We start from the raw sequence: 12923 nt of genomic DNA on the forward strand, positions 1-12923 counted from the left end.
GTAGGGGCAAGGTCGCCGGCCTCCGGTCAATCGGCGACCAAAAAAGGGAGGAAACAATGAAGCCAATCTTGCGACAAACCCTGCCACTGACCGCGCTGATTGCGGCGACGGCCATTTCGATTGCCCCCTCGGCCCGTGCCGAAGTGCCGGCAAGCTGCGTCAAGGGCGTCGATCTCGCGACGCTTGGACCGAAATCGATCGTCGGCCAGGGGCCGCACGGCGAGAAGGCCGCGTCGCCGGAGGTGCTCGCGCTGTCGGACGCCGACGCCGCCAAGATCAACGAGAAGCATTTCAAGGTCGGTATCTCCATGCAGACCGTCAACCTCGACTGGGCGCAACTGCAGATCCAGGGCATCACCGATACGCTGAAGAAGTACGGCGTGACGGTGACCGGCGTCGCGTCCGCCGAATATCAGGTCGACAAGCAGATCGCCGACATCGAGAACACCATCCAGCAGCACCCGGACGGCATCATCTCGATCCCGGTCGATTTCACTGCGACCGCGCCGACCTACAAGAAGATCGCGAAGGCCGGCATCAAGCTCGTGCTGATGGACAGCATTCCGACCGGCCTCAAGCATCCGGAGGAATATGCCTCGATGATCTCCGCGGACAGCCAGGGCAACGGCCAGATCGCGGCCCAGATCCTGGCCTCTTGCGTGGCGCAGGGCGCGACCATCGGCCTCGTCAATTTCGGCGTCGATTACTTCAGCACCAACGAGCGTACCAAGGGTGTCCGCGAGTGGATGCAGAAGAACCGTCCCGACATCAAGATGAAGCAGGTCGACTTCACCGACCCGCCGAAGGTGTCGCAGATCGCGGGTGACTTCCTCACCGGCAATCCTGATATCAAGGGTCTGTTCGCGGTCTGGGATCAGCCGGCGCTCGATACGCTGAGCTCGATGCGCGCGCAGGGCATCGACATTCCGGTCACGACCGTCGATCTCGGCCTGCAATCGGCGATCGAGATCGCCAAGGGCGGTCCCTTGAAGGCGACCGGCTCGCAGCGCCCCTATGATCAGGGCGTCGCGGAAGCGATGGCGATGATGAACGCGCTGCTCGGCAAGGAAACGCCCGGCTGGATCGGCGTGCAGTCGCTGCCGGTGACGCAGTCGAACGTGCTGGAATCCTACAAGACGGTGTTCAAGAAGGAGCCGCCGCCGGAACTGACCGATGCCTGCAACAAGGCAAAGCCCGCTTGCAACTGAGCCGCAGGAGTTCGATGCGTGGTCCCGCGAGCCCGCGCATCGTGAGCAGCCTGATCCGGGCGTGCCAGCCCCCGCTCGGATCAGGTTGCGCTGGTCACGTATTCGACAGGAAGGCTGCGGAAGTGCTTGCGCATCTCCGATGACGCCGCGCCGCCGACGATGATCCGCGAGAACGCGGCGATATCGGAGAAGAATGCCGACTTGAGACTGCCGAGCTTGCTCGCGTCGATCACCAGGGTGCTCTCCATCGCGGTCTCAATGACGGCCTGCTTGACCGCGACCTCGTGAAAATTCGAGCAGCTCGCGCCGCGGGTCCAGTGCACGCCGCCCGCGGAGATGAAGGCCTTGTTGATCCCGAGCCTCCGCAGGTAGGACAGCCCGTCGTCCGACGCGAACGATTGCGACGAGGGATGATAGAGCCCGCCCATCAGCATCACCTGCGTGCCCGGCCGGTGCGTCACGATCGACGCCACGTTCATCGAATAGCAGATCACCGAGAGCGGCAGATCCTCGGGCAGGCAGTCCGCCAGCGACTGCATCGTGGTGCCGCAGTCGATGAAGATCGTATCGCCTTCCCTAATGGAGGCGGCGGCTGCTCGACAGGCGAGGCGCTTGTCCTGGGTGTGCTGGTCGATTTCCTGCTCGAACGTGTACTTGATGCCGGTCGGCGACGCCGCATTGACGACGTAGCCGCCGAGCAAAGCGAGGGCAGCCTCCGGACCAGCGAGGTCGCGCCGCACTGTCATTTCGGAAACCCTGAGGAGCTCGGCGGCGTCCTTCAGGTGCAGCGCACCACTCGATTCGACTGCGCGGCGCAGCCTCTGCAGGCGCTGGACGCGTGTCTCGCTTGGTCGTGCGTTGGAGGTTTCAGCCATTTTGATCGCCGAGCTTGCTTATCCGATTGACAATGATCTTACAATGTTGTGAGTTTATCAACGTCGATTTGTTACAATAATAACATCCAGTCCGGCGGGCTGATCCGGTGTCGAGACGGTATCGTCCTCGGCAGGCGGCAAACCCGGCGGCAAGGTCAGGGGAGGATCACATGTTGCGATCGACACATTCAATCTATCTGGCCACCTCGTCGATTCGCTAGGACCGCAAGGCGTTTCATGACGCAGAGCGTCTTCATCCAGAATCCGTCCCCGTTGGCCGTGCAATCGCCTTCCCCGGGCGGCGAGCATTTGCATCCGCTGCCGCGCAACAGCGGCCGTGCGCTCGAGATGGATTGGGTCGACGACATCAGGATCAACCTGTCGGCCGCCGAACGGCGGGTCGCGAGCCTGCCGGGCCGGCGAACCGTGAAGAAGGACGCACAGGCGGGGTGGCTGCTCAAGGCGGTCACCTGCATCGACCTGACCACGCTGAACGGCGACGATACGGCCGAACGGGTGAAGCGGCTCTGCGCCAAGGCCAAGGCGCCCGTGCGCGGCGACCTTCTCGAGCAACTCGGCTTTGCTGGGCGCGCGCTGCATACCGGAGCGGTCTGTGTCTACGATCGGTTCGTCGGCACCGCTGTCGAAGCGCTCGACGGATCCGGCATCCCTGTCGCCGCGGTCTCGACCGGGTTTCCCGCAGGCCTCGTGCCGCATGAGCTGAAGCTGAAGGAGATCGAGGCGTCGGTCCGGAATGGCGCACAGGAGATCGACATCGTTATCACGCGTGAGCACGTGCTGACCGGCGATTGGCGGGCGCTTTACGCCGAGGTCCGGGATTTCCGCGCGGTCTGCGACAACGCGCATCTGAAGACGATCCTCGCCACGGGTGACCTCAAGACGCTGCGCAATGTCGCCAAGGCCTCGATGGTCTGCATGATGGCCGGCGCCGACTTCATCAAGACCTCTACCGGCAAGGAAGGCGTCAACGCGACGCTGCCGGTGACGCTGGCGATGCTGCGGATGATCCGCCTCTATCAGGAGCGCACCGGCTACAAGATCGGCTTCAAGCCGGCCGGCGGCATCTCGACGGCAAAGGACGTGCTCAACTATCAGTTCCTGATGAAGGAGGAACTCGGGCGCGACTGGCTCGAGCCGGATCTGTTCCGGATCGGCGCCTCCAGCCTGCTCGCCGACATCGAGCGGCAGCTTGAGCATCACGTGACCGGCCACTACTCGGCTTTCAACCGCCACCCCGTGGGATGAGACTCCAGCGATGAGCGTCGCCAATTATTTCGAGACCATGGAGTATGGCCCCGCGCCCGAGGCGGACGGCGAGGCGCGCGCCTGGCTGGCGCGGCATGGCGCCACGTTCGGGCATTTCATCGCCGGGAAGTTCACAGCGCCGCATGCGGGCAAGCACCTCACGACAAGCGAACCTGCCACCGGCAAGGCGCTGGCGCGCATCGCGCAGGGCAACGCTGCCGATGTCGAGGCCGCGGTCAATGCCGCGCGCACCGCGCAGGTCGCGTGGGCAAAGCTTGGCGGCCATGGCCGCGCGCGTCATCTCTATGCGTTGGCGCGCATGCTGCAGCGTCACGCCCGGCTGATCGCCGTGCTGGAGGCGATCGACAATGGCAAGCCGATCCGGGAAACCCGCGATCTCGACGTGCCGCTCGCCGCGCGCCATTTCTTCTATCACGCCGGCTGGGCGCAGCTGCAGGACCGCGAATTCGCCGATCAGGTGCCGATCGGCGTGATCGGGCAGATCATCCCGTGGAATTTCCCGCTGCTGATGCTGGCCTGGAAGATCGCGCCGGCGCTCGCCGCGGGCAACACGGTGGTGCTGAAGCCGGCGGAGTTCACCTCGCTCACGGCGCTGCTGTTCGCCGAACTTTCTGCCGACGCCGGCCTGCCGCCGGGCGTGCTGAATGTCGTGACCGGCGATGGCGCCACTGGCGCGTTGCTGGTGGAAAGTCCCGGCGTGGACAAGATCGCCTTCACCGGGTCGACCGAGGTCGGGCGGTTGATCCGCCAAACGACTGCAGGCACCGGCAAGTCGCTCACGCTGGAGCTCGGCGGCAAGTCGCCGTTCATCGTGTTCGATGATGCCGATCTCGATGGCGCCGTGGAAGGCGTGGTTGACGCCATCTGGTTCAACCAGGGCCAGGTCTGCTGCGCCGGCTCGCGGCTGCTGCTGCAGGAGGGGATTGCGGAGACCTTCCGCAGGCGCCTGATCCGCCGCATGGAGACGCTTCGCGTCGGCATGCCGCTCGACAAGGCGATCGATATGGGCGCGGTCGTCGCGCCGGTGCAGCTCGAGCGGATCAAGTCGCTGGTCGAGATCGGGGTGAAGGAAGGCGCCGAGAAATATCAGGCGTCCGGTGCGATGCCGACGGAAGGCTGCTTCTATCCGCCGACCCTGCTCTGGAACGTGCATCCGTCCTCGACGGTTGCGACTGAAGAGATCTTCGGCCCTGTCCTCGTGGCGATGACGTTCCGTACGCCCGACGAGGCCGTGATGCTCGCCAACAACACGCGCTACGGCCTTGCCGCCAGCGTGTGGAGCGAGACGATCGGGCTGGCGCTCGACATCGCGCCGAAACTCCTGGCCGGCGTGGTCTGGGTCAATGCGACCAACCTGTTCGACGCCAGCGTCGGCTTCGGCGGCTATCGCGAGTCCGGCTTCGGCCGCGAGGGCGGCCGTGAAGGCATGTACGAATATCTCAAGCCAAAGGCCTGGAGCGGGCGCAAGGCGCGGGCCAAGGCATCGCCGGTGCCGATTGCGGCCGGCGCCAGCGCCGGATTCGACGTGCCGCCGATCGATCGAACCGCCAAGCTGTTCGTTGGCGGCAAGCAGGTCCGTCCGGACGGCAATTATTCGCGCGCGGTGCTCTCACCGAAGGGCCGGCGTCTCGGCGAGGCAGGCGAAGGCAATCGCAAGGATATCCGCAATGCGGTGGCCGCGGCGCGTTCGGCCGAGGGGTGGGCGCGGGCGACGGCGCATAATCGGGCCCAGATCCTTTATTATCTTGCCGAGAATCTTTCCGCGCGCGGCGACGAGTTCGCTCGGCGCATCGCCGACATGACCGGCGTCTCGGCAGCAAAGGCACGCGCGGAAGTCGAGGCGAGCATCGAGCGGCTGTTCAGCTATGGCGCCTGGGCCGATAAATTCGAGGGATCCATCCACGCACCGCCGCTGCGAGGGGTGGCGCTGGCGATGCATGAGCCGATCGGCGTGGTCGGTGTCGCCTGTCCCGACGAGGCGCCGCTGCTTGCCTTCATCAGTCTGGTCGCGCCGCTGGTTGCGATGGGCAACCGGGTCGTTGCCGTGCCGAGCGAGCGGCATCCGCTCGCCGCGACCGACTTCTACCAGGTGCTCGAGACCTCGGACGTACCGGGCGGCGTGGTCAACATCGTCACTGGTGACCGCAACGATCTGGTCAAGGTCCTTGCCGAGCATGACGATGTCGACGCGCTCTGGGTGTTCGGGTCGCAGGATGCCTCGACAGCGGCCGAACGGCTCTCGATCGGCAATCTCAAGCGGACGCTGGTCGATCAAGGCCTCGCAATCGACTGGTACGACAAGGCCGCGAGCGAGGGTCCGATCCTGCTCCGTCATGCCGTGCAGGTGAAGAACATCTGGATTCCGTATGGCGACTAGGGCGTTTTCGAGCGAAGTGGGTACCGGTTCGCGTGAAGAAAACGCGTCAAACAGGAATCGAGTGCCCCGTTCGGATCCAATCGGAACGGGGCGCTAGAGACGTCACCTTGCGGTGATAGGGATGGGGATCCGGACCGTCAGAGTTCGGCGATTTGGACGACAAGGGAGGGACGCAACATGCTCAAGGGCATCAATCCACTGCTCAATGCCGACGTGCTCTACGCCCTGCGGGCGATGGGGCACGGCGATCGCCTGGTGGTGTGCGACACCAATTTTCCGGCCGACTCGATCGCACGCCAGACCGTGCTTGGCAGGCTGTTGCGCATCGACAATGTGAGTGCCGCCAACGCGGTCGAAGCCGTTCTCTCGGTGATGCCGCTCGATACCTTCGTCGACGATGCCGCGATCCGCATGGAGATCGTCGGCCAGGCCCAGGAAGTGCCGCCCGTGCAGCGCGAGGTGCAGGCCGCGATCGATCGCGCCGAGGGACGATCCTGGCCGCTCGTCGGCGTCGAGCGCCATGCGTTCTACGAGAAGGCCAAGACGGCCTATTGCGTGATCGCCACCGGCGAGCGGCGCTTCTACGGTTGCTTCCTGTTCAGCAAGGGCGTGATCGCGCCGGACGGGGAGTGACGACATGAGCAAGAATGGCGTCGCCGTCCTCGGCGTCTTCGTCGTCGACCTGGCGTTCCGCGCCGGCAATATGCCGGCGATCGGCGAGACGATCGCCGGATCGGGATTCGCGATGGGGCCCGGCGGCAAGGGATCCAACCAGGCTGTCGCGGCCGCACGGGCCGGCGCCAGCGTGAGCTTCATCTCCCGGATCGGCAGCGACGCCTTCGGCGAGCTCGCGATCAAGACCTGGGAGGCCGAGGGAATCCGGCCGCGCGTGGCCAGGACGGCGGACGCGCCGACTGGAGCTGCGTTCATCTACGTCCACGAGACGCGCGGCGATAACGCGATCATCGTGGTGCCAGGTGCGGCGGGCGGGATCGGCCCGGCCGATGTCGACGCGGTGGCGGACGCCATCCGCGACAGCCGCGTGTTCGTGACGCAGCTCGAGCAGCCGGTCGATGCGGCGCGGCGCGGGCTTGAGATCGCGCGCGCCGCCGGCAGCATCACCGTGTTCAACCCGGCGCCGGCGATCAAGTTCGACTCTGGCCTGTTTGCGCTCTGCGATTATGTCGTCCCCAACGAGACCGAGGCCGAAGCGTTGACCGGCATCGCGGTGAGCGATCTCGCCGGCGCCCGCCGCGCCGGCGATGCCTTGCTGGCGAAAGGCGCCGGAACTGCGCTGATCACGCTCGGCGAGCGCGGCGCTTTATTTCATGCGCGGGACCGCTCGGTGCACGTGCCGCCCTTTGCCGCCGGCAAGGTGGTCGAAACCACCGGCGCAGGCGACGCCTTCGTCGGCGGCTTTGCGGCGGCGCTCGCCGACGGCGCCGATCCCCTCGAGGCTGCGCGGTTCGGTTCGGCCACGGCCGGAATCTCGGTGACGCGACCGGGCACTGCGCCCGCGATGCCGCGGCGCGCGGAGATCGACGCGCTGCTGAAGGGATGATCGCGCGATGATGCGGAATGATCCGATCAAGCATGTCTTCATCTGGCCGGCGGTGCTCGTCGTGCTGGCGATCTCGATCTTTCCGCTGATCTATTCGCTCACCACGAGCTTCCTGAGCTATCGCCTGATTCCGCCGATCCCGCCGCGGGTCGTCTGGCTCGGCAACTATGCCACGCTGCTGCAGGAGCCGCGGTTCTGGAACGCGATCTTCACGACGACGATGATTGCCTTCATCGCCGTCGGGCTGCAATACGCGATCGGGTTCGGTGTCGCCTTGGCGCTGAACGCGCGGGTGCCGGGCGAGCGGCTGTTTCGTGTCGCCTTGCTGCTTCCCATGCTGCTGGCGCCCGTCGCGGTCGCGCTGGTCGCGCGCATGATGTTCAACCCGACGATGGGGCCGCTCAACCAGTTCCTGTCGAAGTTCGGCCTGGTCAACCTGCCGTTCCTCACCAACGGACACTGGGCGCTCGCCTGCATCATCGCGGTCGAGGTCTGGCAGTGGACTCCGTTCGTCATCCTGATGATGCTGGCCGGCCTGCAAACGCTTCCCGAAGACGTCTACGAGGCCGCCGAGCTCGAGAATGCCAGCGCCTGGCAGCAGTTCTGGGGCATCACCTTTCCGATGCTGCTGCCGATCTCGGCCGCGATCGTCTTCATCCGCCTGATCGAGAGCTACAAGATCATGGACACGGTGTTCGTGATGACGGGCGGCGGCCCGGGCGTGGACACCGAGACGCTGACGCTGTTCGCCTATCAGGAAGGCTTCAAGAAGTTCAACCTTGGCTACACATCGGCGCTCAGCTTCCTGTTCCTGATCGCGATCACGATCATCGGCGTCACCTATCTGGCGCTGCTGCGGCCGCATCTGGAGAAGCGCCGATGAGCGGGCAGGGCTTGACCGGACTGTCGCCATGGAGCCGCCGCCTGGTCGCGGTCGGCGTCCTCGTCTGGTGCCTGATCACGGTGTTTCCGCTCTATTGGGTGGTGGTGACCGCATTCAAGACGCCGCCGGGCGTGGTCGGCGGGCCGACCTATCTACCGTTCATCGACTTCACGCCGACCTTGCAGCCGTTCATCGATCTCTATCAGGGAATCCGCGGCGAGTTCTTCCACACCTTCCTGAATTCGACCATCGTCGGCCTGTCTGCGGCAGCCATCGCCACCGCGATCGGCGCGATGGCGGCCTATGCGCTGGTGCGGTTCGAATTCAGGGTCCGCCTTGGTGCGGGCCTCGTGTTCTTCCTGCTCGCGCTCGGCGGCTATCTGCTCTTCAACGCGACGGTCGGATTCACCCGGCCGCAGGCGCTGTTGCTCGCCTTTCCGATCGCGTTGATCGCTGCTGTCGTCGCCAACCGCCTGCCATTGCCCGGACCGATCCTCGGCAATGAGGACATCCTGTTCTGGTTCGTCAGCCAGCGCATGTTCCCGCCGATCGTCACGGCCTTCGCGCTGTATCTGCTCTACAGCGAGATCGGCCGGCTGGGTTTCCAGCTGATCGACAGCTTCGTCGGCCTGACGCTGTGCTACGTCGCCTTCTCGCTGCCGATCGTGGTCTGGCTGATGCGCGACTTCTTCGAGGCGGTGCCGATCGAAGTCGAGGAGGCGGCGATGGTCGACAACGTGCCGAGCTGGCGCATCTTCTTCGGCATCGTGGTGCCGATGTCGATGAACGGGCTGCTGGCGACATTCATGATCACGCTGGCCTTCGTCTGGAACGAGTTTCTGTTCGCGCTGTTCCTGACCAATTCCAGGTGGCAGACGCTGCCCATCCTGGTGGCAGGACAGAACAGCCAGCGCGGCGACGAATGGTGGGCGATCTCAGCTGCGGCGCTCGTCGCAATCGTTCCCATGATGATCATGGCGGGGCTGCTCAGCCGGATGATGCGGTCGGGCCTGCTGCTCGGGGCCATCAAATAGCAAAAAACCTTGTAGGGAGGACTAGACGATGTTGCGACGGACGTTCCTGATGCTGACCACCTCGCTCGCGATGGCCTGTGCCGCGAGCCAGGCGAATGCTGCCTGCAGTCCGGATTACACCGGCGTCACCCTGACGGTGGCGTCGCAGACCGGACCGTATATCGCATCCGCGCTCAAGCTCGGCGCGGACGAATGGGCCAAGAAGACCTGCGGCAAGGTCAATGTCGTCGAGTTTCCATGGTCCGAGCTCTATCCGAAGATCGCGACATCGCTCACGGCGTCCGACGCGACGTTCGACCTGGTCAGCTTTGCACCGGCCTGGCTGCCGGATTTCGTCCCCTATCTCAGCGAGATGCCGAAGGAGATGCAGTCCGGCAAGGACTGGGACGATATCGAGCCGGCCTATCGCGAACGCCTGATGGTGTGGGAAGGCAAGATCTACTCGCAATCGATGGACGGCGACGTCCACACCTATACCTACCGCACCGACCTGTTCAGCGATCCCAAGGAGAAGGACGCGTTCAAAGCCAAGTACGGCTACGACCTCGCGCCGCCGAAGACCTGGAAGCAGTATCTCGACATTGCGGAGTTCTTCCAGCGGCCCGACAAGGGCCTGTGGGGAACGGCGGAAGCTTTCCGTCGCGGCGGTCAGCAGTTCTGGTTCTTCTTCAGCCACGCCGCGGCCTACGCCAACAATCCGAACTATCCGGGTGCGATGTTCTTCGACCCCGAGACGATGGACGCGCAGATCAACAACCCCGGCTGGGTGAAGGGGCTCGAGGAATACATCCGCGCATCGAAGCTCGGGCCGCCCAACGCGCTGAACTTCTCGTTCGGCGAGGTGAACGCTGCCGTGGCCGGCGGCCAGGTGGCGGAATCGATCGGCTGGGGCGACACCGGTGTGATCGCGGCCGATCCGAAGCAGTCGAAGATCTCCGGCAAGGTCGGCTCGGCGATGCTGCCCGGTTCGGACGAAATCTGGAACGCGAAGACCAAGAAATGGGACAAGTTCCCGAGCGTGCTTCCGGGCCCGTTCATGGCGTTCGGCGGCTGGCAGATCGCGGTGCCCAAGGCCGGCAAGAACCAGCAGGCGGCGTGGGACTTCGTCAAGACGCTGACGAGCCCGGAGGTGTCGGGCCAGGCGGCGATCACCGGCGGCAGCGGCGTCAATCCCTATCGCAAATCGCACACCGCCAATCTGCAGCTGTGGAGCAAGATCTTCTCGCCGGAAGAGGCCAAGGAATATCTCGGCGCGCAATCGGACTCCATCAACGCCAAGAACGTCGCGCTCGACATGCGTCTGCCCGGCTATTTCTCCTATACCGAGGTCGTGGAGATCGAGCTCGGCAAGGCGCTGGCCGGCCAGACCACGCCGCAGGCGGCGCTCGACGCGATGGCGAAGGAGTGGAATCGCCTGACCGACGAATTCGGCCGGACCAAGCAGCTTGCCGCCTATCGCGCCGCGATGGGCCTCCCGCCCAAGAACTAGCTTTCCAGTGAGACCTCCCGGATGATGCGCGAGCGTCATCCGGGGCTTGACCAGCCGTCGACGAAAGGACGGAAAAGGATTCCATGGCGCACGTCGAGATCGAGAACGTCAGCAAGGCATACGGGCCCTACAAGATCATCGAGGGGCTCGACCTCAATGTGGCCGACGAGGAGTTTGTCGTGCTGGTCGGCCCGTCCGGCTGCGGCAAGACCACGACATTGCGCATGATCGCAGGACTGGAGGCCGTCACCAGCGGAACCATCCGCATCGGCAACCGCGACGTCACGCAGTTGCGCCCTGGCCTCCGCAATTGCGCGATGGTGTTCCAGAACTACGCGCTGTATCCGCACATGACGGTCGGCGAAAACATTGGTTACGGCATGAAGGTGCGGGGCGAATCGCGCGCCAGCATCGAGAAGGCCGTCAATGACGTGGCGCGCGTCCTCGATCTGGAGCAATACCTGCAACGCCGGCCCAAGCAGCTTTCCGGCGGGCAACGCCAGCGCGTAGCGATCGGCCGTGCCATCGTGCGCAGCCCGGACGTGTTTCTGTTCGACGAGCCGTTGTCCAATCTCGACGCCAAACTCCGGATCGAGATGCGGACCGAGATCAAGGCGCTGCATCGCCGTCTCGCCAAGACGATCGTCTATGTCACCCACGACCAGGTCGAAGCCATGACGATGGCCGATCGCGTCGTGGTGATGAACAGAGGCCGGATCGAGCAGGCGGCCGATCCGATCACGATCTACGAGAAGCCCAGCAACCTGTTCGTCGCGGGCTTCATGGGCGCGCCCAGCATGAATTTCATCGATGGCGAAATCATCGCCCGCGACGGCGCGCTCACCTTCACCGCGCCATCGGGCACGGCGTTGCGCGTGCCGAAGTCGCGTGAGGCGGCCTATGCGGGCAGCGCCGGCAAGCCGGTGGTGCTCGGCGTGCGGCCCGATCATGTGTTGCAGCAAGGCGCGCCGGCGGGTTCTTGCGTCCGGCTGCTTGTGAAGGACGTGGAGCCGCTGGGGCCGCACACGCTGGTGATCGGGACCGTCGCCGGCTTTGCGTTCACCGCGCAAATGCCGGTCGGCATTGCCGCTGAGCCGGATCATGTCATCGACGTCGCGCTCGATCTCGAGCGAACGCATTTGTTCGACAAGGCGTCAGGGATGGCCATTTCCTGATCTGCCGCGGCGTTCAGCGCGACAGTGGCTCTCTTAGCTGCAGAACCCGCGGGCTCGTCGCACCGTATCGGACGGATAGAGGCCAAATGCGGAGCGGTACACCGCTGCGAAACGGCCCAGATGTGTAAAGCCCCACTTCAGTGCAACTTCGCTGATCGGGAGCATGTTCTCCGGTCGCGAAAGCTCATCGTGGATCGCCTCAAGCCGAATTTGTCGCAGATAGGCGACAGGCGTCGTGCCGTGAATTTTGCGGAAGCCCAATTGCAGCAATCGGCTGCTGACGCCAGCCGTAGCGGCAATATCTGATATCGTCAGCGGCAGATGAGGATTGGCCCGCATATACTCGACAGCCCGCCGAATGTAACGCGGCGGCGCATCCGGCGGGTAGCGGTTCAACCGGTCGCTCAGCCGATGCGGGACGTTCTCAAGGATGAGCTGGATCGCAGCCTCGGATAGCAGCGCGCTGGCTTTCGGAGAGCGCGCCAGGATGCCGTCATACAAGCCGGTCGCGCTGGCACGAACAAGCTGAAGAAGGGTCTGCCCGGCGCCGGTCGACAGATCGACGATCGGTGTCAGATTGAGGTCTTCCAGCGCTGTGCTCCCGAACGTCGCGGACAGCACCTTTGTCACCATGCCCGTGTGCAAGGTGAGCGTGACGCTCGCGTATCGTCCATCGACCGCTTCGACCCGCTGCGCCTGCATCGTCGGAAGCGGCACGATCGCGATCTCGGCGGGGGTTCGTTGCACGCTCTTTCCCGCAATGCGCATTTCGGCCTTGCCGGCATTCAGCAGGCTTATCGCGAGTTCTCCCGACGTACTCTCGTACGAATAGTGCCAATCCCAACCCGCAGACAGTTCCGCCCGCACCACATCAATTTCCGCCCCAATTGCAATATCCGCATGCCAGCGAAACGATTCGTCAGGCCGCGGCGAGGAGTGCGCATTGATCCCGTGCGGCTGAAGCATTTCCAGCAGCTCCTCAAACGATGATCCCGATCGTGTCGGAGGTGCAACGAGTATGTCTTCGACCATCA

Annotated in this window: 11 protein-coding genes; 9 read left to right on the top strand and 2 right to left on the bottom strand. The window is 64.5% G+C overall.

Translation table 11 applies throughout. The features are described from left to right. Positions 1-56 precede the first annotated feature (56 nt). The gene (locus JQ573_RS04105) at positions 57-1208 is read left to right on the top strand and encodes a substrate-binding domain-containing protein (protein WP_212311611.1); all 1152 of its coding nucleotides are present in this window, start codon (positions 57-59) and stop codon (positions 1206-1208) included. A gap of 80 nt (positions 1209-1288) precedes the next feature. On the opposite strand, the gene JQ573_RS04110 is transcribed toward JQ573_RS04105, so the two are convergent. Beyond that, a complete protein-coding gene (locus JQ573_RS04110; RefSeq protein ID WP_212311610.1) occupies positions 1289-2083 on the bottom strand; it encodes a DeoR/GlpR family DNA-binding transcription regulator in 795 nt (264 codons plus the stop codon). A gap of 348 nt (positions 2084-2431) precedes the next feature. On the opposite strand from JQ573_RS04110, the gene deoC reads away from it, so the two are divergent. From deoC to JQ573_RS04150, 8 genes are all read left to right on the top strand, one after another. Next, the gene (deoC, locus tag JQ573_RS04115; RefSeq protein ID WP_409334644.1) at positions 2432-3349 is read left to right on the top strand and encodes a deoxyribose-phosphate aldolase; all 918 of its coding nucleotides are present in this window, start codon (positions 2432-2434) and stop codon (positions 3347-3349) included. Between the two features lie 10 nt (positions 3350-3359). After that, positions 3360-5747, top strand: coding sequence for an aldehyde dehydrogenase family protein (locus JQ573_RS04120; RefSeq protein WP_212311608.1), 2388 nt, complete (start codon positions 3360-3362; stop codon positions 5745-5747). A 177-nt stretch (positions 5748-5924) separates the two neighbouring features. Beyond that, positions 5925-6380 (top strand): RbsD/FucU family protein, encoded by a 456-nt coding sequence (locus JQ573_RS04125; protein ID WP_212311607.1) that lies wholly within the window; start codon positions 5925-5927, stop codon positions 6378-6380. A gap of 4 nt (positions 6381-6384) precedes the next feature. Beyond that, positions 6385-7308, top strand: coding sequence for a ribokinase (gene rbsK, locus JQ573_RS04130; protein ID WP_212311606.1), 924 nt, complete (start codon positions 6385-6387; stop codon positions 7306-7308). Between the two features lie 7 nt (positions 7309-7315). Beyond that, a complete protein-coding gene (locus JQ573_RS04135; protein WP_212311605.1) occupies positions 7316-8191 on the top strand; it encodes a carbohydrate ABC transporter permease in 876 nt (291 codons plus the stop codon). Then, entirely contained in the window at positions 8188-9225 is a 1038-nt protein-coding gene (locus JQ573_RS04140) for a carbohydrate ABC transporter permease (RefSeq protein ID WP_212311604.1), read from the top strand. The genes JQ573_RS04135 and JQ573_RS04140 overlap by 4 nt, the downstream gene beginning before the upstream one ends. A 49-nt stretch (positions 9226-9274) precedes the next feature. Beyond that, positions 9275-10714 carry an extracellular solute-binding protein gene (locus tag JQ573_RS04145; protein ID WP_312011393.1) on the top strand — a complete coding sequence of 480 codons (1440 nt, stop codon included), beginning with the start codon at positions 9275-9277 and terminating at the stop codon, positions 10712-10714. A gap of 83 nt (positions 10715-10797) precedes the next feature. After that, a complete protein-coding gene (locus JQ573_RS04150; RefSeq protein ID WP_212311602.1) occupies positions 10798-11889 on the top strand; it encodes an ABC transporter ATP-binding protein in 1092 nt (363 codons plus the stop codon). Positions 11890-11922: 33 nt separating this feature from the next. On the opposite strand, the gene JQ573_RS04155 is transcribed toward JQ573_RS04150, so the two are convergent. Continuing rightward, positions 11923-12855 carry an AraC family transcriptional regulator gene (locus tag JQ573_RS04155; protein WP_212311601.1) on the bottom strand — a complete coding sequence of 311 codons (933 nt, stop codon included), beginning with the start codon at positions 12853-12855 and terminating at the stop codon, positions 11923-11925. Positions 12856-12923: the final 68 nt, after the last annotated feature.

Origin of the sequence: Bradyrhizobium sp. AUGA SZCCT0105 (genome assembly GCF_018129565.1) — a bacterium.
Lineage (GTDB): Bacteria > Pseudomonadota > Alphaproteobacteria > Rhizobiales > Xanthobacteraceae > Bradyrhizobium.

What these genes read in the sequence shown, in the direction of transcription:
- JQ573_RS04105 (WP_212311611.1), top strand. Translation starts at nt 57, where the DNA reads ATGAAGCCAATCTTGCGACAAACCCTGCCACTGACCGCGCTGATTGCG.
- JQ573_RS04110 (WP_212311610.1), bottom strand. Translation starts at nt 2,083, where the DNA reads ATGGCTGAAACCTCCAACGCACGACCAAGCGAGACACGCGTCCAGCGC.
- deoC (WP_409334644.1), top strand. Translation starts at nt 2,432, where the DNA reads ATGGATTGGGTCGACGACATCAGGATCAACCTGTCGGCCGCCGAACGG.
- JQ573_RS04120 (WP_212311608.1), top strand. Translation starts at nt 3,360, where the DNA reads ATGAGCGTCGCCAATTATTTCGAGACCATGGAGTATGGCCCCGCGCCC.
- JQ573_RS04125 (WP_212311607.1), top strand. Translation starts at nt 5,925, where the DNA reads ATGCTCAAGGGCATCAATCCACTGCTCAATGCCGACGTGCTCTACGCC.
- rbsK (WP_212311606.1), top strand. Translation starts at nt 6,385, where the DNA reads ATGAGCAAGAATGGCGTCGCCGTCCTCGGCGTCTTCGTCGTCGACCTG.
- JQ573_RS04135 (WP_212311605.1), top strand. Translation starts at nt 7,316, where the DNA reads ATGATGCGGAATGATCCGATCAAGCATGTCTTCATCTGGCCGGCGGTG.
- JQ573_RS04140 (WP_212311604.1), top strand. Translation starts at nt 8,188, where the DNA reads ATGAGCGGGCAGGGCTTGACCGGACTGTCGCCATGGAGCCGCCGCCTG.
- JQ573_RS04145 (WP_312011393.1), top strand. Translation starts at nt 9,275, where the DNA reads ATGCTGACCACCTCGCTCGCGATGGCCTGTGCCGCGAGCCAGGCGAAT.
- JQ573_RS04150 (WP_212311602.1), top strand. Translation starts at nt 10,798, where the DNA reads ATGGCGCACGTCGAGATCGAGAACGTCAGCAAGGCATACGGGCCCTAC.
- JQ573_RS04155 (WP_212311601.1), bottom strand. Translation starts at nt 12,855, where the DNA reads ATGCTTCAGCCGCACGGGATCAATGCGCACTCCTCGCCGCGGCCTGAC.